Here is a 17,160-nt window from a genome sequence, read left to right as displayed (position 1 = left end):
GGCCATTCTGCCTGGTCAGGACTGGTACGCGACCAGGGAGATGCCGACGTAGTGGACGATGAAGGCGGCCAGGGTGAGGGAGTGGAAGACCTCGTGGAAGCCGAACCAGCGGGGGGACGGGTTCGGGCGCTTGATGCCGTAGATGATGCCGCCGGCGCTGTAGAGCAGGCCGCCGACGACGACGAGGACGAGGACGGCGATGCCGCCGGCCCGCATGAAGTCCGGCAGGAAGAAGACCGCGGCCCAGCCCATGGCGATGTAGCAGGGGGTGTAGAGCCAGCGGGGGGCGCCGACCCAGAAGACGCGGAAGGCGATGCCGGCCAGCGCGGCGGCCCAGACCGCCCACATGAGCGGCTTCGCGGTGGAGTCGGGGAGCAGCAGCAGCGTGAGCGGGGTGTAGGTGCCCGCGATGATCAGGAAGATGTTGGCGTGGTCGAGGCGGCGCAGGATCGCCTCGCCGCGCGGGCCCCAGTCGCCGCGGTGGTACAGCGCGCTGATGCCGAAGAGCAGGCAGGCGGTGAGCACGTAGATCCCGCAGGCGATGCGGGCGCGGGGGGTGTCGGCGAGGGCCACCAGGACCAGTCCCGCGACGATCACGGCGGGGAACATGCCCGCGTGCAGCCAGCCTCTGAGCATTGGCTTCAGCGGGAGCGACGGGGCCTGGACGATCGGGTCGGGCTCGACCGGGGTCACTTCCGGCGTGGCTGCAGTCATGACACGGAATCGTACCTACGGCCCCGTAGGTCCCGTATATGAGTGGCGATGCTCACGTGTGCACCCCCCTGGACATATGGGCGTTTCCGTCGGATGATCAAATGAGTGCGGTCGGCACCGGATGAGCAGCTACGACGCATCCGGGTCGCAGCCCCCACGGGGCATACAGCGAACACACCCCTCTACAAGGAGCAATCGTGGCGCGCGACAACGCGGCTCCCCTTCCCACCCAGCACCAGGAGCTCGTCTCCTGGGTGAACGAGATCGCCGAGATCACCCAGCCGGACAGCATCGTCTGGTGCGACGGCTCCGAGGCCGAGTACGAGCGCCTGTGCGAGGAGCTCGTCGCCAAGGGAACGTTCACGAAGCTCGACCCGGTGAAGCGCCCGAACTCGTACTACGCCGCCTCCGACCCCACCGACGTCGCCCGCGTCGAGGACCGCACCTTCATCTGCTCCGAGAAGGAGGAGGACGCCGGCCCGACCAACCACTGGAAGGCCCCGTCCGAGATGAAGGAGCTCTTCGCGGGCTCCGAGGGCATCTTCCGCGGGTCGATGAAGGGCCGGACCATGTACGTGGTCCCCTTCTGCATGGGCCCCGTCGGCTCCCCGCTCTCCGCCATCGGCGTCGAGATCACCGACTCCGCCTACGTCGCCGTCTCCATGCGCACCATGACCCGCATGGGACAGGCCGTCCTCGACGAGCTCGGCACCGACGGCTTCTTCGTGAAGGCCGTCCACACCCTCGGCGCCCCCCTCGCGGAGGGCCAGGAGGACGTGCCGTGGCCGTGCAACTCCACCAAGTACATCTCGCACTTCCCGGAGACCCGCGAGATCTGGTCGTACGGCTCCGGCTACGGCGGCAACGCGCTCCTCGGCAAGAAGTGCTACGCCCTGCGCATCGCCTCCGTCATGGCCCGTGACGAGGGCTGGCTCGCCGAGCACATGCTCATCCTCAAGCTGACCCCGCCGCAGGGCGAGGCGAAGTACGTCGCCGCCGCCTTCCCGTCGGCCTGCGGCAAGACCAACCTCGCCATGCTGGAGCCGACCATCCCCGGCTGGACGGTCGAGACCATCGGCGACGACATCGCCTGGATGCGCTTCGGCGAGGACGGCCGCCTCTACGCCATCAACCCCGAGGCCGGCTTCTTCGGCGTCGCCCCCGGCACCGGCGAGCACACCAACGCCAACGCCATGAAGACGATGTGGGGCAACTCCGTCTTCACGAACGTCGCGCTCACCGACGACGGCGACGTGTGGTGGGAGGGCATGACCGAGACGGCGCCCGCGCACCTCACGGACTGGAAGGGCAACGACTGGACGCCCGCGTCCGACACGCCCGCCGCCCACCCGAACGCCCGCTTCACCGTCCCGGCCGGGCAGTGCCCGATCATCGCGCCGGAGTGGGAGGACCCGAAGGGCGTGCCGATCTCGGCGATCCTCTTCGGCGGCCGCCGCGCCACCGCCGTCCCGCTGGTCACCGAGTCCTTCGACTGGAACCACGGCGTCTTCCTCGGCGCCAACGTGGCCTCCGAGAAGACCGCCGCCGCCGAGGGCAAGGTCGGCGAGCTGCGCCGCGACCCCTTCGCCATGCTGCCGTTCTGCGGCTACAACATGGGCGACTACATGGCGCACTGGGTCAAGGTGGGCGCCTCCGCGGACGCCGCGAAGCTGCCGAAGATCTACTACGTCAACTGGTTCCGCAAGAACGACGCCGGCAAGTTCGTCTGGCCCGGCTTCGGCGAGAACAGCCGCGTCCTGAAGTGGATCGTCGAGCGCCTCGACGGCAAGGCCGAGGGCGTCGAGACCCCGATCGGCGTCCTGCCGACCCGGGAGGCCATGGACACCGACGGCCTCGACCTGGCCGACGAGGACCTGGACTTCCTGCTCACCGTCGACAAGGGCGTCTGGCGCGAGGAGGCCGCCCTGGTCCCCGCGCACCTGGAGACCTTCGGCGAGCACACCCCGAAGGAGCTGTGGGACGAGTACCGCGCGCTGGTCGAGCGCCTGGGCTGATCCCGTAGCAGCATGAGACTCGTGGTGGGCTGCCCCGACATTCCGCCCTGACCAGTGGGGTCACGACGGTCCACCACGACGCATCCGGCCCCGGAGCCCCCTCAGGCTCCGGGGCCGGCGCATCTTCCTACGTACCGCGGTCCTCCAGATAGCGGGTGTGCGCCCGCTGGCGGAGCTCCTCCGCCTCCTGGAGGGCCGCGGCGATCCGCCCGGCCTCCTCGCGCAGCGCGGCCAGCTGACGCTCCAGATGCCGCTCGGGCGGCTCGGAGCCCGGGTTCACCCGCGTCCACCAGCGGGTCCGCACGAAGGCGTCGACCGCCTCGGGGACGTCCTGCCGGACCGTCCGGGCCAGCACCCGCAGGTGCTCGGGGTCGCTGACCCAGCCGGGTTCCAGGAGCGCCTCGCCGAGGGCGTCCAGCTCGTCGAGGCGCGTCCGGGCGTCCTCGGGCAGCTCCACCTCCGCGAGGTACTCCCGCAGCGTGGCGTGGTCCGCGCGCAGCGACTCCAGCTGCTCGCCGGCGCTCGGGAAGGCCGGGGCGTCCGGGCGCTCGGGCGGGGCGATCAGCGCGCCCGCGCCGTACAGGCCGAGCACCACCAGCGGCCACAGTCCGCCGGCCGCGCCGGTGAGGCCGATGCCGAGCCCGGCCAGGCCGCAGAGGCAGCCCGTCAGGTTCTTGCGGGACTCCGCGTAGCGGAGCACCGGGTTACTGGTAGCCACGGATCTCCTCGAACGCGCCCTTCAGGGAGCCCTCCGCCCCGAAGAGCCTGCCGCCGGTCAGATCCGCGATGTGCTCCAGCTCGACCCGGTCGGAGTCGCCGAAGAGGATCGGGAAGACCGGGGTGTGCCGCTGCTCGGCGGGCAGGGCGCGGAAGAAGGCGTCGAAGCCCGCGCCGTCCATGCCGTCGGTGTTCTCGCCGTCCGTCATGAGCACGACCGAGGTGAAGGTGTCGCGGGGCGCGGCGCCCAGACTGCGGTACGCCTCGGTGAGGCTGGTGTAGATCGCCGTGCCGCCGGAGGCGGTGAGCCTGGCCGCGTCGGCCCGGATCGCGTCCCTGGCCCGCGCCGGGTCCTTCGGGTCGACCGTGTACGTCCGCACCTCGCCGGACTTCACCGTGGTGCCGAAGGGCATCAGGGTGACCTCCTCGCGGTCCCGGAAGTCCTCGGTCAGCTCGGTGATCGCCTCCTTCAGCCGGGTCAGCCGCTCGCCGCCCATCGACCCCGAGGTGTCCAGGACGTAGACCGTGCGGGAGGGCCGGCGGAGCGTGTTGTCGTACGCGTCGAGCAGCCCGTCGGCGACGGACCGGCTGCCCGGGAAGGGCAGCTCGCGCCGCAGGTCCCGGTCGAGCCGGGGCGAGGGGTCGACGCCGGCGACCACCGGGCGGCGCAGCGTCGTCTCGGTGATCCTGCGCTGCGCCTGCGGGGTGCGGAGGTAGGTGGTGAGCCGCCGGGCGGACTCCTTGGCGTCGGCGGAGGAGGCGGTGAGCAGGGTGAGCGGGTAGTCGGCGGTGACGACGCCGTCGGAGGGGCGGATCACGGTGAGCGCGCCGGGCGTGGAGAGCAGCACCGACTCGTAGTTGACCAGCGCGTCGATGTCGGTGCGGCGGCCGTAGGCGGTGGCGAGCCAGCCGGAGGAGCCGGAGGTGAGCTTCTGGCCGGTGAAGAACTCGCGGAGCTTCGGCGTCGCCTTCGCCACGTCCCGGTCCTGGAGCGCGGACTGGGCGCCGGAGAGGCCGGAGGCGACCGAGACCAGCGCGGAGAAGCCGGAGTTGGAGCGCTTCGGGTCGGTCATGCCGTAGGTCAGCCGGCCCGCGGCGACGGCCTGGTGGAGCTGCGACCAGGTGACCTTCTTCGGGTCCCAGCCGAGCCGGGCGACGGCCTCGGGGCGGACGCCGAGCGCCACCGGGGAGGTCATCACCGGGGTCTCGTTGGTGATCCGGCCGGCGGTGTCGGGGCGGAGCCGCAGGTAGTCGTTGGAGGAGAGCCAGACGGCGTCGTACTCCTTCTCGGCCCGGCCCGAGGCGATCCGCTCGACGGCGTCGAGGGTGCCCGCGTAGGTGGCGCGGACGGTCACGCCGGTGGCCTCGCGGGCCTCCTCCAGGACCGGTGCCATGTCGGCGAGTTCGGAGGAGGCGAGGATCCGGAGGGTGCCGGGGGCGGCGGGCCCGGAGTCGGTCCTGTCGCGCTGCTCGCCGGTGCCGCCGGCCGAGTTGTCGATCGTGCCGCAGGAGCCCGCGGTGGCGGTGAGGAGCAGGGTGAGGGCGAGGCCCGTGAGGAGGCGGGGGAGCGTGCGGGGTCTCATGCGGAGGGGCCGCCTTCCAGGGCGCTCGTGCGGCGGCTGCGGTCCAAGTGGGCGCTCGCTTCCTGGAGTTCACCGGTGAGGGAGGAGACGGTCGCCGCCATCGCCTCGGTCGCCCGGACCTTGTACGTGTCGATGGCGTCGAGGGTGCGGTAGATCTGCTGGAAGGCCGTGCGCAGGGTCTCGGCGCCGACGGCCGGGTCGGCCGCGATCCGCTGGATCTCGCCGGCCTGGGTGGAGAGCATCTCGGCGTTGCCCCGGATCAGGTCCTCGGTGGTCGAGCGGAGCACGTTCACCTGCTCGGTGACCTTGCGCTGGTTCTCCAGGGCGGAGGCGAGCATGACCGCGATCCGCAGCGCCGACAGGGTCGTCGTCGCGGCCCGGTCCACGCCCTTGATCAGCTCGTCGTTGTTCCGCCGGACCACGTCCATGGCCAGGTAGCCCTGGGCGCAGACGGCGAGCTGGGTGAGCAGGTCCTGGTGCTTCTGGCGCACCGGGAAGAGGACGTCGGCGCGGAGCGCGTCGGCCTGGGCCGGGTCGGCGGTGGCCGCGATCCGCTGTTCCACGGCCGCGTCGAGGGCCTCGGTGAGGACGGCGAACTCCTGGAGCTTGCCCATGGTCTCCCACAGCCGGGCCCGCTCGGTCTGCAACGCGGCGTTGTCGCGCCGGAGTTCGTCCTGGCCGCCGCGGAGCGAGTCGACGATGCGGTGGAGCGTGGCCTGCGAGGAGGCGTACTTGGCGACGTGGTCGCGGAACCTGTTGCCGCCGGGCAGCTTGGCGAGGAGCCGCCGGGCGCCCTTGGCGGGGGCGTCGCGCGGGTCGAGGTCCTCGACGGTGCGGCGCAGCTCCACCAGGGAGGAGCCGACGCGGGCCGGCGCGTCGCCGCCGCCCCGGCCGAGGGAGCGGACCGTGCGGTCCAGCATCCGGTTCGACTGCTGGGCGGCGGCCCGCATCTCGCCGGAGCCGAGCGCCGCGATCTCGCCGATGCGGCCCGCGAACTCGGGGGAGCGCGGGTCGAGTCCGGAGAGCGAGCCCACGTACTCCTCGGCCCGCCGGTCCATCTCGGCCCGCACGGACGCGTCCAGCGGCACCAGGCCGGAGGCCTGTTCGGCGCGGACCACCGGGGGCGGAGCGGGCGGGGTGAGGAGGAGCGGGGCGTCGTGCTCGGGCGGGGTCAGGACGAAGGTGGACTCCGGCGGGCCCGCGTACGGGTTCCGGGGCTGCCCCGCGGCGCGCGGGTCGGTGTGCTCGGTCATGCGGTGCCCCCCTGGTCACGGGCCCGCCGCGCCATGTCGCGCAGCACCGCGCCGGTGGGCACGGGCGCCTGGCGGACTCCGGTCAGTGTCTGGTTGAGGTATTCGCCGTACGGGTTGGTGGCCTCGGTGAACTCGGGCGCGGCGCCCTGCGGCCGGAAGCCGTGCCGGACGGCGAGCCGGCGCAGCTCGGGGTCCTCGGAGAGCAGCCGGCCCAGCTCCTTGCCGCCCTCGGTGAGGGGGACGAGGGTGTGGTCGCTGTTGACCGTGGTGTCCGGGTAGAGGACGACGAGGTCGCCCATCGGCCGGCCGGCGAGGAGCTGCGAGGCGACCTGGGACTCGTACACGAGGACCAGCGGGTTGCCGACGCCGCTCACGAAGTCCCGGAAGGGGGCGTCGGAGCCGGTCTGCTGGGCGCCCTGCACCTGGGTCAGCTTCCGCAGCAGCGGGGCGGTGCGGCCGACGGCCTCCTTGCCGTCGGCGACCCGGCCGCCGTCGGCGACGTAGCTCGCGGCGGCGAGGTAGAGCGCGCCGGAGTTGGAGGCCACCGGGTCGGTGGAGGTGATGAAGAGGGTGCCGCTCAGCTCGGCGTGCTTGTCGGCGCCCTTGAGCTGCTGCCAGCTGCGGTCGGCGCGGACGGCGGCCAGATAGGCGTCCATCCGGAGGATGCCGCTGGTGCCGCGGGCGCCGAGGGTGGCCAGGCCGTTGCCGGCGAGGACCCGGGCGGCGTTGCTGTGCGCGACGACCACCAGCGGCGAGTAGAACGGGCGCAGCGGCGTGGCGACGGCCTTGTCGGCAGCCTTGGCACGCAGCTCGTCGGCCGGTCCCTTCGAGGACGGGAACGCGAAGTCGTATCCCTTGAGGGGGAGTTGCTCCATGTCCCAGGACCCGGAGGTCTCGGTGCTCACGGTGAGGCCCTTGGCGGCCAGGGCCTTCACGACGTCGGGGTCGGTGAAGAACTCGCTCTTCTCCGAGCCGATGACTCCTCGCACGGTCTTCGTTGCCGTGCCCTTGTCCTTGTCGCCGCCCGCCACGAGGACGGCGGCCACGCCGCCCAGGAGCAGGACGGCCAGGACGATTCCCAGAATGCGTCTCACGCGGGCAGAGTGCTCGCGGAAACCCACATTCCAGGGGGAGTTGGGTGGACGGGGGGTGAAGGAGCGATCCCGGTAGGGAACCGGAAGGACGGCTGCCGTGTCCCCCGTTGTCGTCGTCGACGACGAGGGAGAGGGCTCCCCGCGGTCCGGTTGGGTGGCTCCCGGGTCGTGCGGTTCGTGCCGCGCGACCCGGGGCCGTCTAGGGGGCGGTGACCAGGGGGTCCCCGGTCAGGGCCGCGGTGTGGGCGTCCATCCGCTCGGCGGCGAGGATCGCCGCGGAGGTGTCCGCGCGGGAGGCGGCCACCACCAGGGCGCGGCCCGCGAGGGCGTGCGCCTTGCGGTGGAGGGCCTCGGGGGAGGCGCCGCTCAGTCCGGCGTGCCGGGCCGGGGGCGCGCCGCGGAGGCGGGCCACCTGGTGGGCGATCCGCTCGCCGCCCTCGGCGTCACCGAGCTCGTCGGTCACGGCGAGCAGGGCGGCGAGGTGGCCGGCGAGCTGGATGTCCAGCTCCTCCTCGCGGGAGCGGTGCGGATACGCGCCGGCGTCGCCGCCCGTCGTGTGGACCGACTTGGTGCGGATCGGTTCGTACATGGGGACGGCCTCCTGACTGCTCGGAGACCAGCCTAGCTTAGATTTCGTCTAAAGTTGATTCGAGTCCGATTCAAGGGCGGGTCAAGGATGGTCGGAGTGCCTCCGGCCGGCCGGGAGCGGGGGCTCAGGGCTGGCTGTAGCCGTCCAGGAAGCGGCCGATCCGGGTCACCGCGTCCGTGAGGTCGGCGACCGCCGGCAGCGTCACGATCCGGAAGTGGTCCGGCTCGTGCCAGTTGAAGCCCGTCCCGTGCACCACCATGATCTTCTCGGCCCGCAGCAGGTCCAGGACCATCTGCCGGTCGTCCTTGACCTTGTAGACGTTCGGGTCGAGGCGCGGGAACAGGTACAGCGCGCCCTTCGGCTTCACACAGGTCACGCCGGGGATCGAGGTCAGCAGCTCGTACGCGGTGTTCCGCTGCTCCAGCAGACGGCCGCCCGGCAGCACGAGCTCCTCGATCGACTGCCGGCCCTGGAGCGCGGCGGCCACCGCGTGCTGGGCCGGCATGTTGGCGCACAGCCGCATGTTGGCCAGGATCGTCAGGCCCTCGATGTACGAGGAGGCGTGGTGCTTCGGTCCGCAGACCGCGAGCCAGCCGGAGCGGAAGCCGGCCACCCGGTAGTTCTTGCTCATCCCGTTGAAGGTGAGGCAGAGCAGGTCCGGGGCGATCGCGGCGGTCGGCGTGTGGGTGGCGCCGTCGTAGAGGATCTTGTCGTAGATCTCGTCCGAGCAGATCACCAGCCCGTGGCGGCGCGCGATGTCCGTCAGCGAGCGCAGCATCTCGTCGTCGTAGACCGCGCCGGTCGGGTTGTTCGGGTTGATGATCACGATCGCCTTGGTGCGGTCGGTGATCTTCCGCTCGATGTCGGCGAGGTCCGGCATCCAGTCCGCCTGCTCGTCGCAGCGGTAGTGCACCGCCGTGCCGCCCGCGAGGGAGACCGAGGCCGTCCACAGCGGGTAGTCGGGGGCCGGGACCAGGACCTCGTCGCCGTCGTCGAGCAGCGCCTGCATCGACATCTGGATCAGCTCGGAGACGCCGTTGCCGAGGTAGACGTCCTCGACGGAGAGGTGGATGCCCTTGGTCTCGTAGTGGCTCATCACCGCGCGGCGGGCGGACAGCAAGCCCTTCGCGTCGCCGTAGCCGTGCGCCTCGGAGAGGTTCCGGAGGACGTCCTCCAGGATCGCGGGCGGGCACTCGAAGCCGAAGGCGGCCGGGTTGCCGGTGTTCAGCTTGAGGATGCGATGACCCGCGGCTTCGAGCCGCATCGCCTCTTCGAGCACCGGGCCCCGGATTTCGTAACAGACGTTGGCGAGCTTCGTGGACTGGATCACCTGCATGACGAGAGCTTACGGCGGCGGGGGGTGGGACGCCTCGTGTTCTCGGACACGTCGGGTGTCGGGACGCGCCCGCAGGACCGGTCTGTCGTGATCCCTACAATGCGGGGCCATGAGCTTCGAGGACCCCGCCAGAGCCCCCCGTGGGCGCCGCCGCCACGCCTCCGCCCGGCGCGGGCGGGGCGTGGTGTGGCTGGCCGCGGCCGGCGGGATCGCGGTGCTGGGCCTCGGCGCGGTGGCCCTGACCGGCGGCGGCGCGCGCGGACCGGCCGAGCGGGACGCGGACGGCGGGGGACTGCCGACGCTGATCCAGGCGGACCCGACCGCGAGCGGCACAACGCCGGAGCCGGACTCCCCGCCCAGCCGGACGGCCGGCCCCGCCGCCACGGGACGGCCCGGGGCCACGGCCACGGCCTCCTCGGCGACGCCCTCGCCCTCCGGATCCGCCCCGGCCGCCCCCTCGGCCTCCTCGACCCCCTCGGCGGAGCCCGTGCCCGACGCCTCCGACGCCACCCGGTCCGCCAAGCCCGGCCGCGGCCGCGGCAACGGCAAGGGCCGGGGCTGACCGGTCGGGGCCCCCGCGCGGTGCGGGTAGGTTGGCTGGTCATGTGGGTTCTCAGTGCTTCCGGATGCCGGTGGGCCGGGGCGGGCGGAGCGCTCGCCGTGGCCGCCGGCGGATACGCGGCCGGGTCCCTGCCGGTGCTCGGCGGGGGCGGGCTGTGGGCGCCGCGCGGAAGCGCGGCCGAGACCGTCGGGGCCGTCGTCGCCGCGCTCGGCCTGACGCTGCTCGTCGCCGCCTGGTGGCGCTACGGCGTGCTGCTGGCGCGCGGCGCCGCCGGGGGCGTGCTCGGGACGCTCGCCGCCTGGTGCGCCCCGCTGCTGGTCGCGCCGCCGCTGCACAGCGCGGACGTGTACAGCTACATCGCGCAGGGCGCGATGGTCCTGGAGGGGTACGACGTCTACGGCGCCGGGCCCTCCGTGCTCGGCCCCGGCGAGCTGGGGGCGGACGCGGCGGCGAGCGTCGGCGGGAACTGGACCGACACCCCGGCGCCGTACGGACCAGCCTTCCTGCTGCTGGCCGAGGCGGTGGTGAAGCTGACCGGCGGGGCCGTCGTCCCGGCCGTCCTGCTGCTGCGGCTGGTCGCGCTCGGGTCGCTGGCGCTCCTCGTGTGGGCCGTGCGCGGCTTCGGCAGGGGCGACGGCGCCCTGTGGCTCGCCGTGCTCAACCCGCTGCTGCTGGTCCACGTCGTCGGCGGCATCCACAACGACGGCCTGATGGCCGGGCTCATGCTCGCGGGCGTGCTGCTCGCCGTGCGCGGCCGGTGGGTCCTCGGCAGCGCGCTCGTCGGCTGCGCCGTGATGGTGAAGTCGCCGGCCGCCGTCGCCCTGCTCTTCATCGCGGTGGTCGTCGCCCGGCGCGGCGGACTCCTGAAGGGCCTCGTCCTGCCCCCGGCCGTCGCCGGGGCGGTCGCCGCCGGGGCCAGTCTGGTCTCCGGGACCGGCTTCGGCTGGCTCGGGACGCAGTCCGTCGCCGGGGCCATCCACACCCCGCTGTCGCTCACCAGCGACCTCGGCCTCGCGCTCGGCACGCTGGTCGCTGACGACCCCGAGCCGGTCAAGGCCGTGGTGCAGAAGCTGGGGCTGCTCGCCGCCGTCGTGATCATCTGCCTGCTCGCGTGGCGTGCGTACCGGGGGCGGATCGACCCCGTCCTCGGCCTCGGGTACGGCCTCCTCGCCCTGGTCGCGCTCTCCCCGATGGTGCAGCCCTGGTACCTGCTGTGGGGCACGGTCGTCGTCGCGGCCGTCGCCTGGCACAGCCGCGCCGGGCAGGTGCTCGCGGTGCTCTCGGCGGCCCTCGTCTACGAGACCCAGCCCTCCGGCCACACCCCCTGGTACGGCTTCGTCGCCGCCGGCCTCGTCCTGGCCCTCGGCGCGCTCTGGCTCCGCCGGGACCGCTGGCCGTCGGCGGGTTCGGGCGCGGGCCCCGCGCCCGAACCCGCCGACGGCGTCCGGGCCGTCTAGACCGGCGTCCGTCTGATCGCGCGGCCCGCGAGGGCGTCCGTGCGGCGGCCGTCCTCGATGACGAAGCGGCCGTCCACCAGGACGTGCGGGATGCCGACGGGCAGGGTGCGCGGGGCGTCGTAGGTGGCTCCCGCCGCGACCGTCGCCGGGTCGAAGAGCACCAGGTCGGCGACGTACCCCTCGCGCACCAGGCCCCGGTCGGGGAGCCGCAGGCGGGCCGCCGGGCGGGAGGTCAGATGGGCGACGCACTCCTCCAGGGTGAGGACGCCCTCCTCGCGGACGTAGCGGCCCAGGTACTCGGGGAAGGTGCCGTAGGCGCGCGGATGCGGCTTGGCGCCCTGGAGGATGCCGTCCGAGCCGCCGGTGTGGACGCGGTGGCGCATGATCGCCCGCACGTTCTCCTCGTGGCCCACGTGCTGGAGGATCGTCGAGCCGAGCCGGTCGGCCAGGAGCAGCGCCCGGGCCTCCTCCCAGCCGCCGAGCCGCCGGCCCACCCGGTCCGCCAGGGCGGGCTCCGTGACGCCCGAGACCTCGATCGTCGACCAGTCGACCGGCACCCCGTGGCAGCCGTCCGAGCCGGTCACCTCCAGGTCGTGGCGGATCCGGTCCGCCGTCGGCCCGTCCGCGAGGCGGGCGAGGGCCGCCTCGGGACCGCCCTCCTGCGCCCAGGACGGCAGCAGCGCGAGGAGCGTGGTGCAGCCGGGGGTGTAGGGGTAGGTGTCGAGGCTGATGTCGGCGCCCGTCCCCAGCGCCCGGTCCAGGAGGGCCAGGAGCTCGGGGGCGCGCCCCTCGTTCTCCCCGAAGTTCAGGGTGGCGTGGGCGAGGTGGAGCGCGCAGCCCGCCTCCCGGGTGAGCGCGATCATCTCCTCGTACGCGCGCAGCGCCCCCGCGCCGTAACTCCGGTGGTGCGGGCAGTAGTAGCCGCCGTACCGGGCCACCACCCGGCACAGCTCGGCGAGTTCGGCGTCGGGGGCGTACATGCCGGGGGTGTAGGTCAGGCCGGAGGACATGCCGACCGCGCCCTGCTCCAGGCCCTCGGCGACCAGCCGGCGCATCCGGTCCAGCTCGGCCGGGGTCGCCGGACGGTCCTCCCAGCCCATCGCGTGCATCCGGACGGTGCCCTGCGGGACGAGGTAGGCGGCGTTCACCGCGATGCCCTCGCCGCCGTGCGCGGTGTCGAGCCGGTCCAGGTACTCGCCGACCGTCCGCCAGTCCAGGTCCACGGTCGGGTCCTCGGGGCCGCCGCCGTTCCAGCCGGCGATCGCCCGCCGCACCTCCTCGCGGGTGCGGTCGTCCACCGGCGCGTACGACAGGCCGTCCTGGCCCAGGACCTCCAGGGTCACGCCCTGCGCGGCCTTCGCGGAGTGGTCCGGGTCGCGCAGCAGCGCGAGGTCGCTGTGGGCGTGCATGTCGACGAAGCCGGGGGAGAGGACCAGGCCCTCCGCGTCGACGCTCCGGCGGGCCGTCGGCCGCTGACAGCCGGCCGCGGCTGCCTCCTGCACGATCGAGACGATCCTGCCGCGCTCCACGGCCACGTCGGCGCGGTAGGAGGGGCCGCCGGAGCCGTCGACCACCTCGGCGTCACGGAAGACGAGATCCATCATCCCCGGCCCCCGCTCAGAAGAAGGTGCGGACGTAGTCGACGACCGTGCCGTCCGCCTCGACCAGCGGGATCAGCTGCCACTTGTCGAAGGAGGTGCACGGGTGCGACAGGCCCATCCCGACCCAGTCGCCGACCTCCACGTCCGCGCCGTCCCCGGTGCGCAGCCACGCGTGCTGGTCGGAGAGGGCCGTGACGGTCACCCCGTCGGCCGGCCGGACCTCGCCGGTCCGGGCGGAGCGCACCACCTGCGCCTCCGGCAGGTGGAGGTCGTACGCCGCGTCCCGCTTGCCCGCGTTGGTGAACGCCTGCCCGTCCGACGGCCGGGACACCACCTGCGACCACAGGCGGAAGGCCGGCTGGAGGGCGCCCTCCGCCGGGATCCGGTTGAAGGGGGTCTTCTCGCGGTACTGGCCGTCGTCGTGCGACACGTACGCGCCGGAGCGCAGCAGCTTCAGGACCGGCAGGGAGAGACCGGGGATCTCCGCGAAGACGTCGGCGACCGCGTCGAACCACGCGCTGCCGCCCGCGCTCACCACGATCTCGCCCACCGACGGGTCGAAGCGGCCGTCCTCGTCGAAGGCGACGGCGAGCCCGGTCAGCCGGCGCAGCCAGGCCCGGACCGACTCCGCGTCCGCGCCCGGGACCTCGGCCTCGTAGCCCGCGACGCCGACCAGCCGGAGGGTGCCGGTCGCGGCGATCGCGTCGGCGACGGCCGTGCACTCCGCCTCGGTGCGGGCGCCGGTACGGGCCCCCTCGCCGGCGCCCAGCTCCACGACGACGTCCAGCGGGCGCCGGGCCCCGGCCGCGCGCAGCGCCTCGTCCATCAGCTCGACCCCGCGCACCGAGTCGGCGTAGCAGACCAGGTGGAAGTCCGGGTGGGCGTCCAGCTCGGCGGAGAGCCAGTGCAGCGCCACCGGGTCCACCACCTCGTTGGCGAGGAAGATCCGGTCGACGCCGTGGGCGCGGTAGACCCGGACCTGGTGCGGGACGGCGGCCGTGATGCCCCAGGCGCCGTGCTCGATCTGGCGCCGGAAGAGGACCGGCGCCATCGAGGTCTTGCCGTGCGGGGCGAAGGCGAGGCCGTGCCGCTCGGCGTACTGCTCCAGGGCGCGCAGGTTGTGCTCGACGGACTCGGCGGAGAGGGCGAGGACCGGGGTGGTGAAGCCGCCGGTGAAGAGGGAGCGGCGCTGGGCGGCCAGCTCGCCGACGGTCAGGCCCTCGGCGTCCGGCGGCAGGCCCTTGAACCGGTGGTCGACGCGCTCGTCCGACAGGTCGGTCGGCATGGATCCTCCTTCGGTCGTTGCGCTCTCTGCAACGTCCATTGCGTATATCGCTCGTCGCTGTCTAACATCCGGGCCGAGGCCGGGTCAATGGACCCCCGGCGCCCGAGGACCGCAGGAGCGTGACCGTGAGCATGGCCGGACCCCCCGAGGTCGTCTGTGTCGGCGAGTCCATGGTGACCTTCCTGCCCTCCCGGCCGGGCCGCCTCGCCGACGTCCCCGCCTTCACCCGCGCCGTCGGCGGCGCCGAGTCCAACGTCGCCTGCTCCCTCGCCGCCGCCGGACACCGCGTCCGCTGGGTCGGCCGGGTCGGCACCGACGGCTTCGGCGACCACCTGCTCGACACGATCGCAGCGTACGGAGTCGACACCGGCGCGGTCCGCCGCGACCCGCACCGGCCCACCGGCGTCTACTTCCGCACCGACGCCGACCGCGCCACCGACGCCCACGAGGTCGTCTACTACCGGGCCGGCTCCGCCGCCTCCGCGATGTCCCCGGCGACGGTCCCGTACGCCACCGTCGCCGACGCCCGGATCCTCCACCTCACCGGCATCACCGCCGCGCTCTCCCCCGACTGCCGGGCCCTCCTGGACGAACTGACCCGGCCCCGCCCCGGCCGCCCCGCCCTCTCCTTCGACGTCAACCACCGGCCCGCGCTCTGGCCCGACGGAGACGCCCCCGGAGTGCTCCTCGGCCTCGCCGGCCGGGCCGACCTCGTCCTCGTCGGCGCCGACGAGGCGGAGCGCCTCTGGGACGCCACCGACCCCCGCGCGGTCCGCGCGCTGCTCCCCGAGCCCGCCGTCCTGCTCGTCAAGGGCGGCGAAGGGCCGGTAACCGCCTTCGAACGGCACCGGGGCACGGACACCGTCACCGTCGTCCCGGCGCCCCGGGTCGACGTCGTCGCGGCCGTCGGCGCGGGCGACGCCTTCGCCGCCGGCTTCCTCTCCGCCACCCTCCGCGGCCTCCCCATGACCGCCCGGCTCCGGCACGGCCACCTCGCCGCCGCGGCCGCCCTCACCGTCCCCGGCGACCTCGCCGCCCCGCCGCGCGACGCCCTCGCCGACCGGCTCGCCGCGCTCGACGCCGACGCCTGGGGGAGACTGCACCTCGGCCCCGGCTGGACGGCGGCCGACACGGCGGCCGGCTCCGACCCGGCGGCCGACGAGGAGGTACGTACCCGATGAGCCAGACCGTCGACCGCGCGCTCAGCATCCTGCCGCTGCTCGCGCAGGGCCCCGCCGACCTGGGCCAGGTCGCCGACCGGCTCGGCGTGCACAAGTCCACCGCCCTGCGGCTGCTGCGCACCCTCCACGAGCACGGCCTCGTCTACCGGCAGCAGGACCAGCGCTACCGCCTCGGCGCCCGCCTCTTCGCCCTCGCGCAGGAGGCCGTCGAGAACCTCGACGTCCGCGAGATCGCCCACCCCCACCTCGCCGCCCTCAACGACCGCACCGGCCACACCGTCCACCTCGCCGTCCACGAGGACGGCGAGGTGCTGTACATCGACAAGGTCGAGAGCCGCTACCCCGTGCGCATGTACTCGCGCATCGGCAAGCCCGTCGCCCTCACCGTCGCCGCCGTCGCCAAACTGCTCCTCGCGGACCTGCCCGAGCCCGAGCGGCGCGCCCTCGCCGTCAAGCTCGACTACCCCCGCTACACGCCCCGTTCGACCCCCGACGCCGCCGCCTTCCTCCAGGAGCTGGCCACCGTGCGCGAGCAGGGCTGGGCCACCGACCTCGGCGGCCACGAGGAGTCCATCAACTGCGTCGCCGCCCCGATCCGCGGCGCCGACGGCCGGGTCGTCGCCGCCATGTCGGTCTCGGCGCCCAACGTGGTCGTCACCGCCGAGGAACTGCTCGCCCTGCTGCCGCAGGTGCGCCGCACCGCGGAGGCGATCAGCCACGACTACTCCGGCACCACCCCACCGAAGGAAACAGAGGTATCTGTCGATGAGTGAGAAGACCGCCCTCACCCCCACCACCCACACGTCCCCGCCCGCGAAGTTCTCGCACGGCGTGCGCAAGGGGAACATCCTCCAGGTCGCCGGCCAGGTCGGCTTCCTCCCGGCCGTCGAGGGGCAGCCGCCGACGCCGGCCGGCCCGACCCTGCGCGAGCAGACCCTCCAGACCTTCGCCAACGTCAAGGCGATCCTGGAGGAGGGCGGCGCGGGCTGGGACGACGTGATGATGATGCGCGTCTACCTCACGGACGTCGACCACTTCGCCGAGATGAACGCGCTCTACAACCAGTACTTCGAGGAGCAGGAGCTCAAGGCCCCGCCCGCCGCCCGGACCACCGTCTACGTCGGCCTGCCCAAGGGCCTGCTCATCGAGATCGACGCGCTCGCCGTCCTGGACTGAACCCCGGGGGGTCCCCCTCACAGCCGCGTCGGCCATACTGCCGCCGTGGAGCAGAGCAACGGACCCATAATGCAGCCCCTGCGCGCCGCTTCGGCCGACCCGGGGTTCGTCCCCGGACTCACGGGCGTGACGGACGCACCTCAGGACGCCGTCCGGGACGCCGTACCGGACGAGGTCTCGGACGAGGCGACGGAACGCGTCGGCTCCGATGCCGACGCCCCGGACGCCCCGGACGCCCCGGACGCCCCGGACGCGTCGGAGGGCCAGGACTCGGCCGAGGACGAGGCCGGGCCGGCCGACGGCCCCGTCTTCGAGGCCGCCGACCGGCGGGGGCGGATCGTGGCCGACGCCGAGGGCGTGCGGCTGAGCTACGACGAGGAGGCGTGCGAGTTCCGCTGGGACGAGCTCGCCGCCGTCGAGAGCGCGAAGGGGCGCTTCGGCAAGCGGTTCACCGTCACCGTGCACACCCCCGACCGGCGCTGGTACCCGATCGACCTCCTCGCGCCGGACCGGGGGCGCATCGCCGCCTGGGAGGCGGAGCTGGACGCCGTCCTCGACGCCTACTTCGACGACGAGGCGCCCTGACGGTCCGCCGTC

16 protein-coding genes are annotated in these 17,160 nt (G+C 73.7%); 7 read left to right on the top strand and 9 right to left on the bottom strand.

The window, feature by feature from the left end:
• Nucleotides 1–15: 15 nt before the first annotated feature.
• On the bottom strand, nucleotides 16–714 hold the full coding sequence (trhA, locus tag IE321_RS21870) for a PAQR family membrane homeostasis protein TrhA (RefSeq protein WP_190224219.1): 699 nt from the start codon (nucleotides 712–714) through the stop codon (nucleotides 16–18).
• Between the two features lie 197 nt (nucleotides 715–911).
• On the opposite strand from trhA, the gene IE321_RS21865 reads away from it, so the two are divergent.
• Nucleotides 912–2,729, top strand: a complete 1,818-nt coding sequence (locus IE321_RS21865) for a phosphoenolpyruvate carboxykinase (GTP) (RefSeq protein ID WP_043227073.1) — start codon at nucleotides 912–914, stop codon at nucleotides 2,727–2,729.
• A 127-nt stretch (nucleotides 2,730–2,856) separates the two neighbouring features.
• Here IE321_RS21865 and IE321_RS21860 read toward each other — a convergent pair whose 3' ends face one another.
• The 6 genes from IE321_RS21860 to IE321_RS21835 form a co-directional block, all read right to left on the bottom strand.
• Complete coding sequence (locus IE321_RS21860; protein WP_190224218.1) at nucleotides 2,857–3,447, bottom strand: hypothetical protein; 591 nt, start codon at nucleotides 3,445–3,447, stop codon at nucleotides 2,857–2,859.
• A complete protein-coding gene (locus tag IE321_RS21855; RefSeq protein WP_190224217.1) occupies nucleotides 3,434–5,029 on the bottom strand; it encodes a substrate-binding and vWA domain-containing protein in 1,596 nt (531 codons plus the stop codon). Before IE321_RS21855 ends, IE321_RS21860 begins: the two co-directional genes overlap by 14 nt.
• Entirely contained in the window at nucleotides 5,026–6,282 is a 1,257-nt protein-coding gene (locus IE321_RS21850) for a toxic anion resistance protein (RefSeq protein ID WP_226651323.1), read from the bottom strand. The genes IE321_RS21855 and IE321_RS21850 overlap by 4 nt, the downstream gene beginning before the upstream one ends.
• Nucleotides 6,279–7,403 (bottom strand): hypothetical protein, encoded by a 1,125-nt coding sequence (locus IE321_RS21845; RefSeq protein ID WP_190224216.1) that lies wholly within the window; start codon nucleotides 7,401–7,403, stop codon nucleotides 6,279–6,281. Before IE321_RS21845 ends, IE321_RS21850 begins: the two co-directional genes overlap by 4 nt.
• A 172-nt stretch (nucleotides 7,404–7,575) precedes the next feature.
• Nucleotides 7,576–7,965 carry an SCO4983 family protein gene (locus tag IE321_RS21840; protein ID WP_043227077.1) on the bottom strand — a complete coding sequence of 130 codons (390 nt, stop codon included), beginning with the start codon at nucleotides 7,963–7,965 and terminating at the stop codon, nucleotides 7,576–7,578.
• A gap of 124 nt (nucleotides 7,966–8,089) precedes the next feature.
• Nucleotides 8,090–9,301 (bottom strand): pyridoxal phosphate-dependent aminotransferase, encoded by a 1,212-nt coding sequence (locus IE321_RS21835; protein WP_043227079.1) that lies wholly within the window; start codon nucleotides 9,299–9,301, stop codon nucleotides 8,090–8,092.
• A 109-nt stretch (nucleotides 9,302–9,410) separates the two neighbouring features.
• On the opposite strand from IE321_RS21835, the gene IE321_RS21830 reads away from it, so the two are divergent.
• Together IE321_RS21830 and mptB are read left to right on the top strand one after the other, a co-directional pair.
• On the top strand, nucleotides 9,411–9,863 hold the full coding sequence (locus IE321_RS21830) for a hypothetical protein (protein WP_190224215.1): 453 nt from the start codon (nucleotides 9,411–9,413) through the stop codon (nucleotides 9,861–9,863).
• Between the two features lie 41 nt (nucleotides 9,864–9,904).
• Nucleotides 9,905–11,320, top strand: coding sequence for a polyprenol phosphomannose-dependent alpha 1,6 mannosyltransferase MptB (gene mptB, locus IE321_RS21825; RefSeq protein WP_190224214.1), 1,416 nt, complete (start codon nucleotides 9,905–9,907; stop codon nucleotides 11,318–11,320).
• Here mptB and IE321_RS21820 read toward each other — a convergent pair.
• Both IE321_RS21820 and IE321_RS21815 read right to left on the bottom strand, forming a co-directional pair.
• Nucleotides 11,317–12,924, bottom strand: a complete 1,608-nt coding sequence (locus IE321_RS21820) for an N-acyl-D-amino-acid deacylase family protein (protein WP_190224213.1) — start codon at nucleotides 12,922–12,924, stop codon at nucleotides 11,317–11,319. The genes mptB and IE321_RS21820 overlap by 4 nt on opposite strands.
• 13 nt (nucleotides 12,925–12,937) lie before the next feature.
• Nucleotides 12,938–14,206 carry an amino acid deaminase gene (locus IE321_RS21815; protein ID WP_190224212.1) on the bottom strand — a complete coding sequence of 423 codons (1,269 nt, stop codon included), beginning with the start codon at nucleotides 14,204–14,206 and terminating at the stop codon, nucleotides 12,938–12,940.
• Between the two features lie 131 nt (nucleotides 14,207–14,337).
• Here IE321_RS21815 and IE321_RS21810 point away from each other — a divergent pair, with 131 nt between their 5' ends.
• The 4 genes from IE321_RS21810 to IE321_RS21795 all read left to right on the top strand — a co-directional run bounded on the left by IE321_RS21810 (nucleotide 14,338) and on the right by IE321_RS21795 (nucleotide 17,148).
• On the top strand, nucleotides 14,338–15,387 hold the full coding sequence (locus tag IE321_RS21810) for a sugar kinase (protein WP_190224229.1): 1,050 nt from the start codon (nucleotides 14,338–14,340) through the stop codon (nucleotides 15,385–15,387).
• Nucleotides 15,384–16,160: an IclR family transcriptional regulator gene (locus IE321_RS21805; protein WP_043227086.1), complete on the top strand. Its 777-nt coding sequence runs from the start codon at nucleotides 15,384–15,386 to the stop codon at nucleotides 16,158–16,160. Before IE321_RS21810 ends, IE321_RS21805 begins: the two co-directional genes overlap by 4 nt.
• Nucleotides 16,153–16,563 (top strand): RidA family protein, encoded by a 411-nt coding sequence (locus IE321_RS21800; protein ID WP_190224211.1) that lies wholly within the window; start codon nucleotides 16,153–16,155, stop codon nucleotides 16,561–16,563. The genes IE321_RS21805 and IE321_RS21800 overlap by 8 nt, the downstream gene beginning before the upstream one ends.
• A 126-nt stretch (nucleotides 16,564–16,689) precedes the next feature.
• Nucleotides 16,690–17,148: a hypothetical protein gene (locus IE321_RS21795; RefSeq protein WP_226651325.1), complete on the top strand. Its 459-nt coding sequence runs from the start codon at nucleotides 16,690–16,692 to the stop codon at nucleotides 17,146–17,148.
• Nucleotides 17,149–17,160: the final 12 nt, after the last annotated feature.

Origin of the sequence: Streptomyces hydrogenans, assembly GCF_014656075.1 — a bacterium.
In the GTDB taxonomy this organism is placed as follows: Bacteria; Actinomycetota; Actinomycetes; order Streptomycetales; family Streptomycetaceae; genus Streptomyces; species Streptomyces hydrogenans.
This window is presented reverse-complemented; position numbering and strand designations above follow the sequence as displayed.